Raw genomic sequence first — 19,635 nt, 5'->3', positions numbered from 1 at the left:
ATTCTTTGCTTTAAGCAAAGATATTAATAAAAAGAAGGGGGATTAAAATGAAAAAAACAAAACTAACAAAAGTACTATCTCTTCTTTTAGCAATTTTAATGACTGCAACAGTTTTTGCAGGTTGTGGTAAAAAAGAAGAGAAAACTACAGAAACAAGCAACAACCCAACAGTGTCAGCAGACACTCCAGGATGGAAGCAGGACGCTGACAAACCAATTACATTTGATTGGTATCTAAACTTTTCATGGTTCCCAAATAAGTGGGGGGTTGATTTAACTTCACAATATGTTACAAAGAAGACAGGCGTAAACATTAACTTTATTGTTCCAGCGGGAAATGAAAATGAAAAATTAAACACAATGATTGCTTCAGGGAAACTACCTGATTTTATAACTCTTGGCTGGTGGGAAGACGGAGTTAAGAAGATGATAGAAGGTGGATTGGTTTTACCTTTAGATGAACTTGCTAAGCAATATGATCCATATTTCTTTAAGGTTACAGACCCAATAAAGTTGGATTGGTATAGACAACCAGATGGACATGTATATGGTTATCCTAATGCATCTTCATCACCAAAGGACTTTGATAGATATAAGGAATTAAAGCCATCAAATCAAACATTTGTAGTAAGAAAAGATATATATGAAGCACTTGGAAAGCCAGATATGAGAACACCTGAAGGCTTCCTAAATGCATTAAAGATGGCAAAGGAAAAGTTCCCAACAGTAAATGGACAACCATTAATACCACTTGGATTGCATGAGTTTACTGAAACAGGAAACTACTCATTGGAAGATTACCTACAAAATTTCCTTGCAATTCCAAGAGAGAAGGATGGAAAACTTTATGATAGAATGACTGACCCAGAATATGTAAAGTGGTTAAAGACATTCAGAAAGGCTAATGAGATGGGACTTCTTGCTAAGGATATATTTGTAGATAAGAGAGCTCAAATGGAAGAAAAGATAGCACAAGGAAGATATTTTGCAATGCTATTCCAAAGAAGTGACTTTGCAGCCCAAAATCAGGCTCTTTATGCAAAAGATCCAAACTCTGTTTATATAGCAGTTGATGGTCCAGCAAATTCAAATCTTGATGCACCAAAACTTGCTGGTGACGGATTATCAGGTTGGACAATTACATTAATTTCAAAGGATTGTAAGGATAAAGCAAGAGCGATAAGATTCCTAAGCTACTTAATTAGTGAAGAAGGTCAAAAGGATTTATTCTTAGGAGAAAAGGGAGTAACTTATGACACTATTGATGGAAAAGACCAATTTAAACCAGAAGTATTGGATTTACTAAACAAGGACAGAGCAGCATTTGATAAAAAATATGGTGCAGCTTATACATTCTGGATGCTTATGGATACAAATATGATGCTTCAATGGGCACCACCAACAGCAGAACCAATGAAGCAATTAGAGGATTGGACAAAGGGTAAGACTGTAAGCTATGCTGTATTTGATGGTATCAATCCAACAGGAGACTCAGATGAAGGTATAGCTGCTAACAAGATAGCAATGGAGTGGGGTAAAACACTACCAAAATTATTGTTAGCTAAATCAGATGAAGAATTTGATAAGCTATTCAATGAATTCTTAGAAAAGAGAAAACAATATGGATATGATAAAGTATTAAAATATCAAGAACAAAAATATCAAGAAAACAAAAATAAGATAGAAAAATAATTAAATAATAAAAGCTAAAAACCCAGCAAAAACTGGGTTTTTAGCCGTTTCATAAAATATATTTATGTTTGTATAATAGAATTATATAATTTTTAAATATGTTAATGAAAGTGGTGTTATATTGAAACCATTAATTTTATCAATAAAAGAAAAGAAAAGGAATTTAATAGAATGGTATGATAATTTATCTTTACAAAATAAATTGGTTATATCATATATATTGGTAATTCTTATCCCTATTATTATATTTTCCTTTATATTTTTTAAGAGGTTTAAGGATAATGCAATAAGTGATGCTATTAAAAATTATGAATATTTATTAGAGATAGAAAAGGTAGGTATATTAAAGAATATTAACACTATGGAAAATGTGGCACAAATGGTTATTTCAGATAAGAAATTTATAGATTTTATAAAAAATAGAAAAGAGTCTTCTACTGATGAACTAATAGATTTTAATTTTAATGGTGTAGCAAATATATTAAGATTACAAAATAGTAATCCCAATATTGAACACATAAGATTATTTACTAATAATTCTTATATAAATGAAATTTGGCCTATAGTTTTTAATGAATCAAGGGTTAAAAATAAAATATGGTTTAAGAAAACTAATGAATTAAATGGAAGAACGCTCTGGTATTTTCAAGATAAGGATGATGAAGTTGTTGATAGAAAATATAATGCTATTCCTGAAAATTCTGCTAAAATAATGCTTTTAAGAGAAGTTGATTATCCAGAGGACGAGCACATAGGTATTATAGAAGTAGATATGCTTCTTAAAAATTTCTTTCCTAAAATGTATGCAAATACTCCAAGTCCTCAGTCTCAGATTTTATTAATAGATAATAAAAGGAATATTTATATGGATATAGAAAATGATTTTTTTAAGCAAAACAAGCTTGATATTTCATACATACGTAGCGAGCTAAATAAGAAAATAAATCAAAATAGGGGAAGCTTTTTTTTGGACAACCATAGTAGATCTGTGTATATTGTTTATTCTTACGTAGAAGAAATTGACTCATATATAGTCTCAATAATATCTTTAAAAGAAATTTTCTCAAAAATATCCCGAATGAGAAACTATATTATATTTGTTACTATATTTTTAACAGCTATTTTATCTATCATAACTAATTTTATTAATTCAATTGTATTAAAGAAATTAAATATTCTTATACAATCTGTAAAAAGAATAAGAAAGGGAGAATTTGATATTGATATTGATGTTAGAGGTAGCAGGGAAATAGGGGAACTTGCTCATCATATTAGAAGATTGTTAGATAAAATTAATGAACTTATTGCTGAATCGGTTAATAAAAAGGCTGTTACAAAGGAAGCAGAACTTAAAGCACTTCAAAATCAAATTGATTCTCACTTTTTATATAATACTTTAGAAAATATTAAAATGCTTGCAGAAATAGAGGGGAAATATGAAATATCTGATGCATTAACTTCCCTTGGTGATATGATGAGATACAATATGAAATGGACGAGTGAATATGTATTATTAAAGGATGAAATAGAACATATCAAAAACTATATAGCTTTAATGAATATTCGATTTGATAATAAAATTAGTTTAGTGATAAATATTGATGAATCACTTTATGAACAGGAAATATTAAAGATGTCTCTACAACCAATTGTTGAAAATGCAGTTAAACATGGAATAAAGGAAGATGAACAATTTACTATTGAGATAAGTGCAAATAGAGATTTAAATAATGTAGTTATTGTTATTAAGGATTATGGAAAAGGAATCAACAGTACAAAATTAAAAGAAATAAACTATAAGATAAATTTAGATGATGAAAGATTTAATAATGAGTTTTTAAATAAAGATAAAACTGCTGGTAATAGAAAAAATAGTGGTTTAGGATTAAGAAATGTTAATCAGAGAATAAAGTTATACTACGGTAAAGAATATGGCATATGTATTGAAAGTAAGGAAGGGGGTTTTACAGTAGTTACTGTAAAATTACCTTTGCTGATACTCTCAGGAGGTTTAAATAGCTATGAAAAAAATATTAGTAGTTGACGACGAAAAGAATATTCGACAAGGTATAAAAGCTATGATAGAAAATAAATACCCTAATGTTTATGAGATACTTCTTGCATCAAATGGACAAGAAGCATTGAATTATTATAAAGAGAATAATATAGATTTATTGATAACAGACATAAGAATGCCTGTTATGGATGGATTAACCTTAATAAGTAATTTACATGATAATAATGTAGAAACTAATATTATTATTTTAAGTGGATATGATGATTTTAATTATGCAACCCACGCCTTAAGAAATGGAGCAAAGGATTATTTATTAAAGCCAATTAAAAGGAACCAACTTTATGATGCAATTGATAGGATAGAGAAAGAGACAAGGAATAAAGAAAATAATTTTGATAAAACATATAAAAATACAGATGAATTTTTTAATTCCCAAGTAAATTATATTTTATTAAATTCTAATCTAAGTAAAGATGATGTAAATGAACTATGTAAAAGAATAAACTTAGACGTTTTCAAAGACAAGTATTATATATATGTTATAGACAAAGTTAAATGTAATAATTGTCAAATAGATACTAAAGAAGTATTAAAAAAATTAAAAGAAATGTTATCTGAGTATAAAAGAGGTTTAAATGAGGAGTTTGCTTTTGCTATATTTTTGGATAAGGACGGTAGGGCAGTTGTTATATGTAATAATATTGAGTTACATAGATATATTATTTTAAAATTTGAACAGTGTCATATAACAATAAACTTAGGAATAAGTGAAGAAAGTAGTTATTTAGGGGAATTTAGGGATAAATACTATGAAGCAATTGAATCATTAAAGTATATATTTTTATATGCAAACCAACAAGTTATAAGATATTCAGATATAAAAAATAGAATGGATAATTATATAATTCCTATAAATAAAATAAAAAAGCTAAATAATATGATTGGAACCGATAGAGAAGAGGATATAAAAAGTTGTTTAAGAGAAATATTTGATATAAATGAAATATTAAAATACAAAATTAGTTATATTGAAGAAGTAAATAAAGAAATAAGTGGAATTATAAAAAGCTTTATAACAAATTTAGATAGAGATTTTTATGAAGAATTTGAAGAATATAAAATGATAGAAGACATATATAGCTATTTAAGTTTTCATGAGTATTATAGGACACTTGAAAATTTAATACTTAAATTAAATGAATACATTAATCAAAAGAAATTAGCTTATACTGACAACATATATATAGAAAAGGCTATTAAGTATATTCACGAAAACTATTATAAAGATATAAATATGGCTATGGTATCTAATTATGTTTCTTTAAATTATTCATATTTTTCACAGATATTTAAAGAATATATTGGACTTAATTTTGTTGACTATTTAAAAAAAATTAGGATAGAAGAAGCTAAAAAACTTCTTGAAGATAATGACTATAAAATATATGAAGTTGGTGAAAAAGTTGGTTATAAGAATTCAAAACAGTTTGCAAAAATATTTAAGGAGATTGAGGGTATTTCACCAATAGAATATAGGCAAAAAGTGTATGCCTTAAAATTCAAGTAGGATTTTTGTGCCATATGGGATGCTCTATATGGCTTTTTATTTTGTCAACATTCTATAAATTCAGAAAAAATCACACCAAAAACAAAATATAGACACTAAAACTTAAAAAATTACATTATTATAATAAAATTAGAATAGCTATAAAAAGTTAATTTAGTTTTAAAATATATTTAAACTCAAGTAAAATATTTTTCATTTATTGTATTTTAAATTTATCATTAGGGGGATGAATCTGAATGTTAGAAAAGTTAGGTAAGAAACCACTAATAAATAAGTTAAAAATCAGGAGCATTTTATCAATAAAATTACTCTTAAATGTCTTAGTTATTATTGCAATCATAACTTCATTAATAACATCAATGGAGGGATTAAGAAACTTAAACAATACAAATAATGCACTATTTAGTATGTATAGTGATATAGTAATGCCAACAGATTACATACAGAATATAAACAGTTCTTTTTTTGAGATGAGAATAAACGCTTATAAGGCCTTTAGATTAAATGTGTTTAAGGAATATGATAAAAATTACAATATTAACGTTCAAAATTTATATAAGGATATTGTGAATAAAATAAGCGAATATGAAAAGAAGAAATGTACGAATGAAGAAAAGCAATTAATAGAACAGCTAAAAAATGATATTTCAGATTATATGAAGGTTTGGCAACAGTATAATGAAACTATGGAAAAAAAGGAGGAAATAAACGACTTATTTAAATTTAATACAGTAGGAAATAAAACTCAAAATACAATAAATGAATTAATTAAAATAAATAGAGATATAGCTAAAGGAATTTACGAAAAAAACCAATATAACTTCAAACTAACACTTATAAGGGAAATTGTAATAATAGTATTAGGTATAACTTTATTGCTTCTAATTTCAATAAAAATTATAAAAACTATGGTAAGGGAATTAAAGGAAATAAATGAGATAATATATGAGCTATCTAATGCTAACTTTAACATTAAATTTAAATCTGAAGGTAATAATGAATTTTCTAAAATGAAAAAGCTGTTAGAGGAAATGTCTGCCAAGGTATCATCTCTAATAAAAAATGTGAAAATTAGTACTGAAAATTTAAGCAAAAACTCAAGTGAATTATCAGCTATATCTGAAGAAATGGCACTATCAACACAAGAATTATCAAAACAATGCAAAATGTATCGGAAGGTTCATTATCACAGGGAAATCAATTTAAGGAAATAGCAAATTTAATTACAGAACTATCATATAAAATAGAAAATGTTTATGAAAAGATTAAAGAAGTAAAGGGTCAAACCTATTGTGCAATAGAAAAGGCCTGTGAGGGAAATGAAGAAATGAATAGTTTAGTAAAATCTATAAATGAAATCAGAGGCGCTTTTAAAACTGTTATAGATAAGATAAATAACTTAAATATTTCAGTTAAAGAAATAAATAAAATAACAAATGTAATAAATACATTATCAGAACAAACAAATCTATTGTCATTAAATGCAGCTATAGAGGCAGCAAGGGCAGGAGAGGCTGGACGTGGATTTGCGGTTGTTGCAGATGAAGTAAGAAAACTTGCAGAAAGAACAAAAAAATCAACAGAGGATATATCAAAACTTTTAAAATTAATACAAAACGATACTATAGATGTAATTAAAACATCAAATAATGTTGATAAGCTTATAAATCAACAAATAAGTGTGGTTGAAAATTCAGTGGTTGTCTTTGATGATATTTTGGATTCAGTGCAAAAAATAGAGCCTTTGATGTTAAATACATTTGAAGAAATGAAAGATATGGAAAGAGCAAAGGATAATGTTTTAGAGAGACTAAATTTAGTTAATGAAGTCACTAAAGAGAATATAGAGTTTATTGAAGAAGTAGCATCTTCATCAGAAGAACTTTCTTCTTCTTCAGAAGAAGTGGCAGCCACAGCCTTATCTTTAAGTAGTATGGCAAATAATTTATCTGATTTAGTTAATAAGTTTAGTATATAAAAAAATTAAATTGTTAAAAGGTTCCCCCTATCTATGTTTACAGATATTAGATTTATAATTTAGTGCCCCTAAAAATATGTTTTTTATTTGGGGGTATATTTTTTTTGTGTAGTAAAATATACTATCTAAAATAAAGAAACCAAAAGCAAAATATAACGACTTTTATTAATAATAAATGAATATTAAGATAAAATTGATAATTCAGAACAAAAAATGTTAAACAAGGGGGGAAAGTATGAAAAAATCAAAAACTATTTTATTAACTTTACTTATTTTATTTGCTGTATCCTTTACTGCGTACTGGGCATTAGGTTTTAAAATATCAAATGTGCCACAGGCTCAAATGAATCAGGAAAAGGTAGCTAAAGACAGTAGTAAAAAGGAAGATACAAATAAAGATGAATTGCAAGATAATTTACAACAACAATCAACGGAACAGAATATAGAACAGAATGATACAAATAATTCATCTGGGGAAAACAAAAATAATGTAGCTTATAAAGGCTCTAATAGTAAAAAGACTGTAGATAATAACAAAAAAGAGGATACAGATATGAAAAATGAAACTAAGAAGGATAACTGGAAATTAGTTTGGAGTGACGAGTTTAATGGTAAAGAGCTTGATTTAGCAAAGTGGGGTTATGACATAGGTAATGCTCTATTAGATGCAAATGGAAATAAGATTGCTGATGGATGGGGGAACAATGAAAAACAATATTACACAGATTCAAGGGATAATGTATTTGTAAAAGATGGAAAATTAATGATTGTAGCAAGAAAAGAAAATGTAACAGATCAGTTTGGAACAACATTAAACTATACTTCAGGAAAGATAAAAACAAAAGGAAAGTACTCAAAAAAATATGGAAGAATAGAAGTTAGAGCTAAACTACCTGAAGGCAAAGGCTTATGGCCAGCCATTTGGATGTTACCAGAAAAAGATACTTATGGTGGTTGGGCAGCATCTGGAGAAATTGATATTATGGAGGCTTGGGGAAGTAATCCTAATAAGGTAGCAGGAACAATTCACTATGGTTCAACTTGGCCAAATAACACTTATACAGGAAAAGAGTATTTATTTCCTCAAGGCAAGAGTATAAGCAGTGATTTTCATACCTATGCAATTGAATGGGAACCTGGTGAGATAAGATGGTATGTTGATGGCAATTTATATCAGGTACAAAACAATTGGTATTCAAAGGATCCTATTACAGGCGAGAAATTTTCTTTTCCAGCCCCATTTGACCAAAACTTTTATATAATTTTAAATTTAGCTGTAGGTGGAAACTGGGACGGAGAACCAGATGAAAATACTAATTTTCCCAAGACAATGCAGGTTGATTATGTACGTGTTTATGAACTTGTTGGTAGACAATATAAAACACCAGTAGAACCATTGGTAGAAGCTGAACCATTACCAGAAGGTTCAAAATTACCAACAAGTGATGGTAATTATGTATATAATGGTGACTTTAGTAAAAATGAAATTCAAGAAAATGTAGATGGAAGCTTACCATTTGGAACAGGATGGAATTTTATTCATGTACCTGATTTTGGTGGTAATGGTAGCGTTTCTATTGACCAAGTTAATGGTAGCAATTTTGCAAAGGTAAATATAACTTCTCCAGGAACACAGGATTATTCTGTACAGCTTATTCAAATAGTTCCAATGGGAAAGGGAAGATGGTATAAATTATCTTTTGATGCAAAGACAGATACAAGTAGGACTATTAATGTAAAAATAGGCGGTGGTGCTGAAAGAGGATGGACATCCTATACGGATAACTTTAAAGCAGAACTTACAAGTGATGTTAAGCATTTTGAAAATGTATTTCAAATGCAGAAGGAATCAGATGCATTCGCACGTTTAGAGTTTCAATTAGGTTTAAGTACAAAACCTGTTTGGATAGGAAATGTAAGACTTGAAGAAATACCAGCTCCACAAATAGATTATAATGCACCAAAGGAACCATTATTAGATGGTAATCATATTTATAATGGTACATTTGATAAAGGAAATATTGACAGGATGACTTATTGGAATTTTGTGGTAAATACAGCAAAGGCAAGTGCTCAAGTTTTAGAAGAAACAAGGGAATTAAAGGTAGATATTAAAAATGGAGGTACTTGTTCAGAAGATATTGTTCTGTATCAAAGAGGTATTCAGCTATTAAAAGATAATGAATATAGATTGACATTTAAAGTTAGAGCAGATTTACCAAGAACAATTAAAGTAGCATTTTTAAATAAAGATGGTAACATTAACTACCTTGCAGACAATACAGTAAATGTAACTAAATCAATGCAGGAATATACAATTGATTTTAAAATGCAATATGAAAGTGATTTTGAGTCGCAGATAATGTTTAAACTTGGTGGAAATAATTCAAATGTTTATATTGATGATGTTAAGTTAATTAAAACTTCAAATCCAATAGACTATTCAAAAATAGAACTTTATCCATTAAAGAATGGAGATTTCTCTAAGGGATTAGAAATGTGGAAGCCATATCCTAATATAGGTGATGGTGCAGATTCTACTATAACAGTAGAAAATGGAGAAGCAAAAATTTCTATAAGAAATGCTGGTCCTAATCCTTGGTCTATATTATTAAATCAAGAAGGATTCAGATTGTATAAGGATGTTGAGTATGTGCTTGCCTTTGATGTTAAAGCATCAGAAAATAGAAATATTGAAGTTGTAATCGATAATGCAACATATTATAGGTATTTTAGTAAAGTTGTTGAAGCACCAAAGGGAAGTGAGATGAAACACTATGAATTTACTTTTAAAATGGATAAAGATGAATGCTAAAGAATGGAGATTTTACAGAAGGGACAAAGAACTGGATACACTTTATGGCTAATTGGGAAGGAGCATATTCAACATTTAGTGTAGAAAATGGAGAAGCGAAAATTCATATTGATTTTGAAGGAACACAATTCTGGTCAACACAATTGGCACAGGAAGGACTAAATATTGAAAAAGGTAAAACGATATGAAGAGATTTATCTTTGAATTTACAATGAATAATGAGACAGATCCAAATGCACATATAGTATTTGCGTTAGGGAAAATAGATGGTAATGAGTTCCCTCTTCAACCTCACGATGTATATATTGATAATGTTGTTTTAGAAGTAAAGTAATAAAACAAAAACATATGGGAATTTCCCATATGTTTTTGTTTTATTAATATGCAAGAAATAGCTAATAAAGTATATAAAATCCCATACGCGTTGTCGAATTGTGTTGAAATTAATAAAAATTATAAATATTTTATATTTTTACACAGAAAGTATAGATTTTTAACAAAATTCGTGTATAATTAAATTTAATATTAATTTACCAGTAATTTTCAAATATTTAGTGAAAATTTATACTAGGGGGTGAAAAAGTTGCCAAGGAAAAAACTAAATGCCTTTTTGTTTGAAAAGGACGTCAATAGGTTTATATCTGGCGAACATTTCGAAAGTTATAAATTTATGGGAAGTAAACTTATAAACTATAGAGGGAAAGATGGAGCAAGCTTTTGTGTATTTGCACCAAATGCAAAAGAGGTTAGAGTTGTTGGCAATTTCAATGGGTGGAATGGTGAAAAACATAGAATGTATAAGGTTTTAAACACTGGGTTGTGGTGGCTTTTTATAGAGGGTATAGAAGATGGAGAATTGTATAAATATGAAATACATAAGCAGGATGGAAGTGTAGTTTTTAAAGCTGACCCCTATGCAGTATATTCAGAATTACGACCAAATACAGCATCAATAGTTACTGAACCTAAGGATTATAGATGGAATGATAAGGATTGGCTTGAAAAAAGAGAAAAGACAAATATATATGAATCTCCAGTAAACATTTATGAGCTTCATTTAGGTTCTTGGATGAGGGGAGAAAACAATAGATTTTTAACTTATAGAGAAATAGCAGATAAACTATGTGAATATGTTCTGGATATGGGGTATACACACGTTGAAATTATGCCTGTATCTGAATATCCTCTTGATGAGTCTTGGGGATATCAACCAACAGGTTACTATTCAGTAACAAGTAGGTATGGAAGGATAGAGGATTTTAAATATCTAATAGACAAGCTCCATCAAAACAACATAGGAGTGATATTAGATTGGGTTCCTGGACATTTTTGCCGAGATGAACACGGTCTTTACTGCTTTGATGGTGGACACGTATATGAGTCCGACAATCCTCTTCTTGCAGATAATTGGGATTGGGGAACAGCAAACTTTGATTATGGAAAAAAAGCTGTACAAAGTTTCTTAATTTCAAATGCACTATATTGGTTTGAAGAGTTTCACGTTGATGGATTAAGAGTTGATGCAGTGGCAGCAATGCTCTATTTAGATTATGGAAAGCATCATATGAATATAAGAAATAAGTATGGTGGAAGGGAAAATATCGAGGCAGTAGATTTTATAAAGAAACTAAATAAGGCTATTTTTGAAAGGGTAAAAAATCCTCTTATGATAGCTGAGGAATCAACTGCTTGGCCACTTGTAACATATCCAGTTCACGATGGGGGACTTGGTTTTAATTATAAATGGAATATGGGATGGATGAATGACATACTCCGCTATATGCAGACAGATTTTCAATATAGAAAAGATAATCACAATTTAGTTACTTTTTCTATTATGTACGCCTTTTCAGAGAATTTTATTCTTCCTTTATCCCACGATGAAGTAGTACACGGAAAGAAATCACTTATAGATAAAATGCCTGGAAGCTATGAAGAAAAATTTGCAAACTTAAGGGCTCTATATGGATATATGATGTGTCATCCAGGTAAAAAGCTCTTATTTATGGGTGGAGAGTTTGGACAATTTATCGAATGGAGATTCTATGAATCATTAGAATGGTTCCTCCTTAAATACCCAATGCACGATGCATTAAAGACATATGTTAAGGATTTGAATAGGTTCTATAGGTACAATTCAGAGCTTTTCGAACTTGACCATAAAATGGAAGGGTTTGAATGGATAGATGCATCAAATGCAAATCAATCAGTTTTTTCATTTATAAGAAGAAACAAAAGTGGAGACTTTTTAGTAGTTGTATGTAACTTTAATAAGGGTAAGTATGAGGACTTTAGAATAGGAGTTCCTGAAAATTGTGAATATGTAGAAGTATTTAATAGTGATAGAGACGTATATGGAGGAAATAACTTTATAAATGATGAGGTTGTAAAGGCAAAAAAAGAGGAATGGCACGGAAGAGAACAGCATATAAATATAAAGGTTGCACCGCTGTCATTTATAGTACTAAAACCAGTAAAGAAAGCATAGGGGGGTTAATATGCCAAAAAAAGAAATAGTAGCAATGATACTTGCAGGAGGCCAAGGAAGTAGATTGAAAAATCTAACAAGAAATAATGCAAAACCAGCAGTTCCATTTGGAGGAAAATATAGAATAATTGATTTTACATTAAGTAATTGTGCAAATTCAGGAATAGATACAGTGGGAGTTCTAACACAGTACCAACCTCTTATATTACATACCCATATAGGTATAGGTTCTGCGTGGGATTTAGATAGAAAATTTGGTGGGGTAACACTTCTTCCCCCTTTTGAGAGTGAGTCAGGTGGTAACTGGTATAAGGGAACAGCAGATGCTATTTTTCAAAATATAGGCTTTATAGATTATTTTGATCCAGAGTATGTATTAATTTTATCTGGGGACCACATATATAAGATGGATTACTCTGAAATGTTAGAGTACCACAAGGAAAAAAAGGCTGATGCAACGATTGCAGTAATAGAGGTACCATTAAAGGAGGCATCCCGATTTGGAATAATGAATACTGAGGAAGATGGAAGGATATATGAATTTGAAGAAAAACCTAAAAAGCCAAAGAGTACTCTTGCTTCTATGGGAATATATATATTCAATTGGCAAAAGCTAAAAACATACCTTAAAGAAGATGAAAAGGATGCAGAGTCTCAAAGGGATTTTGGTAAAAATATTATACCTAAAATGTTAAACGGTGGTTTAAGGCTATATGCATATAAATTTGAGGGGTATTGGAAGGATGTTGGAACAGTAGACAGTTATTGGGAAGCACATATGGACCTTTTAGATGAAGAGAGTGGAATGGATTTAAATGACCCTTATTGGAAGATATATACGGCGGATTATTCCTACCCCCCACAATACATTGGGGCAGATGCTGTTGTAAAAAATTCTCTAATTGTTGAGGGATGTATTATAGAGGGTGAAGTTAAAAATTCTGTTTTATCTTATGGAGTTAAGGTTGGAAAAAATGCAAAGGTAATAGATTCAATAATTATGAACCATACAGAGATAGAAGATGGTGCTTATATTTGTAAAGCTATAATAGGCAAGGGTTGTAAGGTTAGAGCAGGAGTTCAAGTTGGAAACTGCCAAGACATTGTTTTGATTGGTGATAATAAAGATATAAAAGAAAATACAAAGAACGAGTGACTGGGGGGTAATTTATGCTAAAGGACTATATGGGAGTAATTTCTCTAAGCGAGGATGAAAGCAATATAAGAAGCTTAACAGTTCACAGACCTATTGCTTCTATTCCAATATTTGCAAGATATAGAGTAATAGATTTTATGTTATCAAATATGAAGAATGCTGGAATTACAAATGTGGGCATATTTGTGAATTCTGCTTCACGTTCTTTAATTGACCATATAGGAACAGGTAAACCTTGGGATATGAATAGAAAAAACGATGGAGTATTTATATTTAATAGATACTTAAATGCAGCAGTAAATAATGATATAAAACTACTTAAAAATAATCTTGAATTTTTATATAGAAGCAAAAAAAACAAGGTTATTATGACATCTTCCTATATGATTTGTAATATGGATTTTGAGGAAATTGCCTATGAACACGAAAAGAGCGATGCGGATGTAACAGTTGTGTATAAGAAGGTTGAAAATGGAGATAATATGTTCTTAAATTGCGATACATTGAAGATAGATGAAAACGGAAGAGTTTTAAGTGTAGGAAGGAACCTATGTTTAACAGACACAGCTAATGTAAGTATGGAAATATATATTATGAATAAGGAGTTCTTTATAGACTGTATTTTAAGGTGCATACAAGATGGAGGATGCGACACAATAAAACAGTATATATTTGCAAATCTTAAAAAGTTTGATGTAAGAGCCTATGAATATAAAGGTTATGTAGGGTGTATAAACTCTGTTAATTCATATTATAGAGTTTCAATGGATATCTTAGAGTATAATGTTATGAACGAACTTTTAAATTCTAATAGGAGAATTTATACAAAATCTAATGATTCACCTCCAACAAAGTATTTAAATGGGTCAGAGATAGTTAATTCACTTATTGCAAATGGTTGTGTTATAAAGGGTACTGTTAAAAATAGCATTATATCTCGTGGGGTTGTTATAGAGGAAGGAGCGGAAGTTATAAATTCAATTGTATTTCCAAAGTGCGTAATAAATAAAAATGTAAAGTTAAAGAATGTAATATTAGATAAGAATGTTGAGATTGAAATGGATAAGGTATTGATTGGAGACAAGAACTATCCTGTGGTTATCGAGAAGGGCAGCTATGTTGGAATATAAAGGGGTGATTTAAATGAAGGTATTATTTGCAGCTTCTGAGTGTTATCCATTTTTAAAAACAGGAGGACTTGGGGATGTTGCCTATGCACTTCCTAAGGCATTAAGAAAAATAGGCGTTGATGTTAGGGTTATAATGCCAAAGTATTCAGATATAAATTATGACTTTAAGAGCAAGATGAAGCATATTACTCACTTTGATGTGTGGGTCGGATGGAGAAGGCAATACTGTGGAATTGAGTATCTTGAGTATGATGGAGTTCCCTTCTATTTTGTAGATAATGAATATTACTTTAAAAGACCAGGTGCCTATGGATATTATGATGATGGAGAAAGATTTTCATATTTTAGTAGAGCAATACTTGAGGCTATTTATCACATTGACTTCAAACCAGATATTCTTCATTTAAATGACTGGCATACAGCTGTTTCAGCAGTTTTATTAAGACATCATTATTGGCAGAGTGATTTTCATAAAAACCTAAAAACATTATTAACAATTCATAATCTGAAATTTCAGGGGGTTTTTGGAAGAGAAGTATTAGGAGATTTATTAGGCCTTGATGATGGATATTTTACAGAGGATAAAATGAAGTATTATAATGCTGTTTCCTTTATGAAGGGTGGAATTATATATTCTGATAAGGTAACAACAGTAAGCCCAACCTATACAGAGGAGGTAAAGACACCTTTTTATGGAGAGGGACTTCACGGACTTTTAGCAGGTATATCATATAAATTTACAGGTATTTTAAATGGAGTAGACTATGATGTATATAATCCTGCAACTGATAGAAGTATATATGTAAAATATGATATTAATTCAATTGAAAATAAGAAGAAGAATAAGCTTTCTCTACAAAGGGAACTAAACCTTGAGGTTAATGAAAACATACCTATGATAGGAATTGTATCAAGACTAACAGACCAAAAAGGTTTTGATTTAGTTGCAAATGTAATTGAGGAAATTTTAAGGCAGGATGTTCAGCTTGTTGTTTTAGGAACAGGACAATATGTGTATGAGGATTTGTTTAGATACTATGCTTCTATATATCCATCTAAGGTATCTGCTAATATATGCTTTAATGATGGTTTAGCAAGGAAGATATATGCAGCAAGTGATATGTTCCTAATGCCTTCATTATTTGAACCTTGTGGAATTGGTCAACTTCTTGCTTTAAGATATGGTTCAGTTCCTATAGTTAGAGAAACAGGAGGGCTTAAGGATACAGTAAAGCCATATAACCAATTTACTGGAGAGGGTTGGGGATTCTCCTTTAGAAACTATAACTCTCACGAGATGTTAAATATTATTAAATATGCAGTTTCAGTTTATAGAAATAACAAAAATGCTTGGTACCATTTAATAAAACACGGAATGGAAAGGGATAATAGCTGGAACAATTCTGCAAAGTTATACAAGGGTTTATATGAAGGAATTTAGGTGGTGATTATATGAATTTGACCAAGGAACAGATAAAAAATGATTATCAGAAGAAACTTATAAATTTATTTGCAGAGGACTTAGAGGAGTCCTCTGTATTACATCAATATATTGCACTTGCTGAACTTGTTAAGGAGTACAGCTTTGAAAGGTGGATGAAGACAAATAAAAAGTATAAGAAGGAAGGTACAAAGCAGGTTTATTATTTTTCAATGGAATTTTTACTTGGAAAGCTCCTGGAAAATAATCTAATAAATTTAGGAATAAAAGATATAGTAGAAGAAGCACTAAAGGATTTAGGGGTAAGGCTTGAGGAGCTTAACAATGTTGAAAGAGAAGCAGGACTTGGCAATGGTGGATTGGGAAGACTTGCAGCCTGTTTTTTAGATTCAATGGCGGCACTATCTATTGCAGGCCACGGTAATGGAATAAGGTATAAATACGGATTTTTTAGGCAGCAGATAAGGGATGGATATCAGGTTGAAACACCTGATGATTGGTTAAGGCACGGCTATCCTTGGGAGATTAGAAGGGTAGATAAGTCTGTTATTGTAAAGTTTGGGGGATATGTATACTTTACAACCGAAAATGGGCGTTTTGTTGCAAAACACGAGGGATATGAGGAGGTACTTGCGGTTCCTTATGATGTTCCTATAATAGGTTATGGAACAGATACTGTAAATACTTTAAGGCTTTGGAATGCAGAGGTAAAAAATAAGGACTTTGATTTTGAAAGATTTAGTGCAGGGGAATACACCAAAGCTATAGAGTACAAATATTCTGTTGAATCTATATCGCAGGTTCTATATCCTGACGATACAACAGAAAAGGGAAAGTTATTAAGACTAAAACAGGAATACTTCTTTGTTAGTGCAGGTGTTCAAAGTATTATGAGAACCTATAAAAAAATAGGTCACTCAATATATGATTTTCATAAATATGTTGCAATACACATAAATGATACGCATCCTGCACTTGCAGTTGCTGAACTTATGAGAATATTAATAGATGATGAACAGCTCTCTTGGGAGGATGCTTGGGATATAACAGTAAAAACGATGGCCTATACAAACCATACCATTATGTCTGAGGCCCTTGAAAAATGGCCTGTTGATATGATGAAAAAGCTTCTGCCAAGAATTTATACAATAATTGAAGAGATAAATAGAAGGTTCTGTCAAGAATTAATGGAAAGATATAATAATGATTGGAATAAGGTTGACAGAATGGCTATAATAAGTGGTGGATGGGTAAAGATGGCTAACCTTGCCATTGTGGGAAGCCATAGTGTAAATGGAGTTTCAAAGCTCCATACTGAAATATTAAAAAATCAAGAGCTTAGGGATTTTAATGAATATTATCAAGGTAAGTTCAATAATAAGACAAATGGAATAACCCACAGAAGATGGCTTATAAAAGCAAACCCAGACCTTACAAACCTTATCGCAAATACAATTGGATGTGACTTTTTAAAAAATCCTAAGGAATTAATAAAACTTGAAGACTACAAGGATGATAAGGCATTTTTAGATAAACTTGCAAAAATTAAATATAACAATAAAGCAAAGCTTGCTGACTATATAAGAAGAACGCAAGGTATAAAGATAGACCCTAATTCAATATTTGATGTTCAAGCCAAGAGACTTCATGCCTATAAAAGACAGCTTCTTAATATTCTGCACGTTATAAATCTATATAATGAGCTTATTGATAATCCTAATATGGATATTGTGCCACATACGTTTATATTTAGTGCAAAGGCAGCACCAGGATATTATCTTGCAAAGAAGATTATAAAATTAATAAATAGTGTAGGTGAAAAGGTAAATAATGACCCTAAGATAAATAATAGAATAAAGGTTGTTTTTGCTGAAAATTACAATGTATCCTTAGCAGAAAAGCTCATTCCAAGTGCAGAGGTAAGTGAACAGATATCCACAGCATCAAAGGAAGCATCAGGTACTGGCAATATGAAGTTTATGATGAATGGTGCAATAACCTTAGGAACATTAGATGGTGCAAATGTTGAAATCTATGAAGAGGTAGGAGATGAAAATATAATAATATTTGGTATGACATCTGAAGAGGTAATAAACTACTATAAAAATGGAGGGTATCATTCTTGGGATTTATATTATCAAGATAGAAGATTAACAAGAATACTGAATGAACTTGATGATGGATATTTTGCACCAAAGGGAGAGTTTAGAGAGATATTTAATCACCTACTAACCCATAATGATGAGTTTTTTGTTCTTAAAGACTTTGCCTCCTATTGTGAAGCACAAAGGAAAATAAATGAATTATATAAGGATAAATTAAAATGGAACCGAATGTCATTAATTAATATAGCACATTCAGGAAGATTCTCAAGCGATAATACAATACTCGAATATGCGAGGGATATTTGGTTTAAATAAATAAGGAAACAAAAGGTGAAAGCACCTTTTGTTTCCTTATTTTATTCCACCTACTATATACATCTCATCGTTATCAATAAGAAGGTTCACATAAAGATATTTTGAAAATATGTTTGCTGTTTCAATTGCAGGTGGAAGTCTATCTTCCTTAACTTCCTGATGACGGCTGTGGACACTGTTTATCTTTTCTCTTGAATCAGAATGGGCAACCACAAGCTTTCCACCCTTATTAAGCATATTTGAAAGATGTTTAATAAGGGCATCTTTATCGGAAAAATGAGGATAGGCAGAATATATTATAATTAAATCATACAATCCTTTGTGTTGCATTATATCCTGTGCTATAAAATTTATATTAGGATTATTATACTTTGATTTTGCAACATCTATCATCTTTTCGGATATATCAACTGCAGTTATTGAATTTGGATTGTATTTTAAAAGAAAGGATTCGAGAATTCCTGTACCACAACCAACATCAAGTATATTTAAATTATCCTTTATATCTATTAATTTTAGTATTTTATCTATTTTTCCTTCATCGTGTTTTGTTATTTCATCCCAAATAGGTGCAAGTCTATTAAAAAATTCTCTTTGGTTCATTTTTTACCTCCTATTAATTTGCTACAATATTATTATAACAAAATAAACAGTGAAAGAAAGGGTGGTTAAATTGAACAGTGAAATTTATTGTATAGGATTATTTTGTCCAATACCTGTAATTAAAGCAAAAATAGTAAAAAGCAACAGAAGTCGCCCACTTCTGTAAGTGGATGATGAATGTTGTTTGATAAATTCTTGCTTTATTATATAATCAGTATTATAGGAAGGACGTTATGTAATAGAATGGATTTAGACAATAATAATCATTCGGTATTCTTGTTGTATTATCATCTTGTTTTGGTAACTAAATATAGAAGAAAAGTTATTGA

The 19,635-nt window shown here is 30.1% G+C and carries 14 protein-coding genes and 1 pseudogene; 14 read left to right on the top strand and 1 reads right to left on the bottom strand.

Features of this window, described 5'->3' with window-relative positions; translation table 11 throughout:
- Positions 1-47 precede the first annotated feature (47 nt).
- The 13 genes from JG776_RS08005 to JG776_RS07945 all read left to right on the top strand — a co-directional run bounded on the left by JG776_RS08005 (position 48) and on the right by JG776_RS07945 (position 18,703).
- On the top strand, positions 48-1,691 hold the full coding sequence (locus tag JG776_RS08005; protein WP_291966395.1) for an extracellular solute-binding protein: 1,644 nt from the start codon (positions 48-50) through the stop codon (positions 1,689-1,691).
- Positions 1,692-1,812: 121 nt separating this feature from the next.
- Positions 1,813-3,735: a histidine kinase gene (locus JG776_RS08000; RefSeq protein WP_291966392.1), complete on the top strand. Its 1,923-nt coding sequence runs from the start codon at positions 1,813-1,815 to the stop codon at positions 3,733-3,735.
- On the top strand, positions 3,713-5,275 hold the full coding sequence (locus tag JG776_RS07995) for a response regulator (protein WP_291966390.1): 1,563 nt from the start codon (positions 3,713-3,715) through the stop codon (positions 5,273-5,275). The genes JG776_RS08000 and JG776_RS07995 overlap by 23 nt, the downstream gene beginning before the upstream one ends.
- Before the next feature lie 236 nt (positions 5,276-5,511).
- Positions 5,512-6,489 carry an MCP four helix bundle domain-containing protein gene (locus JG776_RS07990; RefSeq protein ID WP_291966389.1) on the top strand — a complete coding sequence of 326 codons (978 nt, stop codon included), beginning with the start codon at positions 5,512-5,514 and terminating at the stop codon, positions 6,487-6,489.
- A complete protein-coding gene (locus JG776_RS07985) occupies positions 6,435-7,253 on the top strand; it encodes a methyl-accepting chemotaxis protein (protein ID WP_291966386.1) in 819 nt (272 codons plus the stop codon). The genes JG776_RS07990 and JG776_RS07985 overlap by 55 nt, the downstream gene beginning before the upstream one ends.
- A 235-nt stretch (positions 7,254-7,488) precedes the next feature.
- A complete protein-coding gene (locus tag JG776_RS07980; protein ID WP_291966384.1) occupies positions 7,489-10,068 on the top strand; it encodes a carbohydrate binding domain-containing protein in 2,580 nt (859 codons plus the stop codon).
- Complete coding sequence (locus JG776_RS07975) at positions 10,062-10,256, top strand: hypothetical protein (protein WP_291966382.1); 195 nt, start codon at positions 10,062-10,064, stop codon at positions 10,254-10,256. Before JG776_RS07980 ends, JG776_RS07975 begins: the two co-directional genes overlap by 7 nt.
- Positions 10,253-10,402 carry a hypothetical protein gene (locus JG776_RS07970; protein ID WP_291966380.1) on the top strand — a complete coding sequence of 50 codons (150 nt, stop codon included), beginning with the start codon at positions 10,253-10,255 and terminating at the stop codon, positions 10,400-10,402. Before JG776_RS07975 ends, JG776_RS07970 begins: the two co-directional genes overlap by 4 nt.
- A gap of 249 nt (positions 10,403-10,651) precedes the next feature.
- Positions 10,652-12,556, top strand: coding sequence for a 1,4-alpha-glucan branching protein GlgB (gene glgB, locus JG776_RS07965; protein ID WP_291966378.1), 1,905 nt, complete (start codon positions 10,652-10,654; stop codon positions 12,554-12,556).
- A gap of 10 nt (positions 12,557-12,566) precedes the next feature.
- Positions 12,567-13,712 carry a glucose-1-phosphate adenylyltransferase gene (locus JG776_RS07960; protein WP_291966376.1) on the top strand — a complete coding sequence of 382 codons (1,146 nt, stop codon included), beginning with the start codon at positions 12,567-12,569 and terminating at the stop codon, positions 13,710-13,712.
- Between the two features lie 14 nt (positions 13,713-13,726).
- Entirely contained in the window at positions 13,727-14,842 is a 1,116-nt protein-coding gene (gene glgD / locus JG776_RS07955) for a glucose-1-phosphate adenylyltransferase subunit GlgD (protein ID WP_291966374.1), read from the top strand.
- A gap of 13 nt (positions 14,843-14,855) precedes the next feature.
- Positions 14,856-16,283 (top strand): glycogen synthase GlgA, encoded by a 1,428-nt coding sequence (gene glgA / locus JG776_RS07950; RefSeq protein ID WP_291966371.1) that lies wholly within the window; start codon positions 14,856-14,858, stop codon positions 16,281-16,283.
- Between the two features lie 11 nt (positions 16,284-16,294).
- The gene (locus JG776_RS07945) at positions 16,295-18,703 is read left to right on the top strand and encodes a glycogen/starch/alpha-glucan phosphorylase (RefSeq protein ID WP_291966369.1); all 2,409 of its coding nucleotides are present in this window, start codon (positions 16,295-16,297) and stop codon (positions 18,701-18,703) included.
- Positions 18,704-18,739: 36 nt separating this feature from the next.
- On the opposite strand, the gene JG776_RS07940 is transcribed toward JG776_RS07945, so the two are convergent.
- Complete coding sequence (locus JG776_RS07940) at positions 18,740-19,306, bottom strand: class I SAM-dependent methyltransferase (protein ID WP_291966367.1); 567 nt, start codon at positions 19,304-19,306, stop codon at positions 18,740-18,742.
- Between the two features lie 243 nt (positions 19,307-19,549).
- Here JG776_RS07940 and JG776_RS07935 point away from each other — a divergent pair.
- Positions 19,550-19,635, top strand: a pseudogene (locus JG776_RS07935) (IS200/IS605 family transposase); the annotation flags it as partial.

It is taken from the genome of Caloramator sp. (genome assembly GCF_020054765.1).
In the GTDB taxonomy this organism is placed as follows: domain Bacteria; phylum Bacillota; class Clostridia; order Clostridiales; family Caloramatoraceae; genus Thermobrachium; species Thermobrachium proteoclasticum.
Note: the sequence above shows the minus strand (reverse complement) of the source record. Positions and strands in the feature narration are given on the sequence as shown.

Bases quoted from the DNA above. Each gene is read 5' to 3' on its own strand.
- JG776_RS08005 (WP_291966395.1), top strand. From the start codon at position 48: ATGAAAAAAACAAAACTAACAAAAGTACTATCTCTTCTTTTAGCAATT.
- JG776_RS07995 (WP_291966390.1), top strand. From the start codon at position 3,713: ATGAAAAAAATATTAGTAGTTGACGACGAAAAGAATATTCGACAAGGT.
- JG776_RS07990 (WP_291966389.1), top strand. From the start codon at position 5,512: ATGTTAGAAAAGTTAGGTAAGAAACCACTAATAAATAAGTTAAAAATC.
- JG776_RS07985 (WP_291966386.1), top strand. From the start codon at position 6,435: ATGCAAAATGTATCGGAAGGTTCATTATCACAGGGAAATCAATTTAAG.
- JG776_RS07980 (WP_291966384.1), top strand. From the start codon at position 7,489: ATGAAAAAATCAAAAACTATTTTATTAACTTTACTTATTTTATTTGCT.
- JG776_RS07975 (WP_291966382.1), top strand. From the start codon at position 10,062: ATGCTAAAGAATGGAGATTTTACAGAAGGGACAAAGAACTGGATACAC.
- JG776_RS07970 (WP_291966380.1), top strand. From the start codon at position 10,253: ATGAAGAGATTTATCTTTGAATTTACAATGAATAATGAGACAGATCCA.
- JG776_RS07960 (WP_291966376.1), top strand. From the start codon at position 12,567: ATGCCAAAAAAAGAAATAGTAGCAATGATACTTGCAGGAGGCCAAGGA.
- glgD (WP_291966374.1), top strand. From the start codon at position 13,727: ATGCTAAAGGACTATATGGGAGTAATTTCTCTAAGCGAGGATGAAAGC.
- glgA (WP_291966371.1), top strand. From the start codon at position 14,856: ATGAAGGTATTATTTGCAGCTTCTGAGTGTTATCCATTTTTAAAAACA.
- JG776_RS07945 (WP_291966369.1), top strand. From the start codon at position 16,295: ATGAATTTGACCAAGGAACAGATAAAAAATGATTATCAGAAGAAACTT.
- JG776_RS07940 (WP_291966367.1), bottom strand. From the start codon at position 19,306: ATGAACCAAAGAGAATTTTTTAATAGACTTGCACCTATTTGGGATGAA.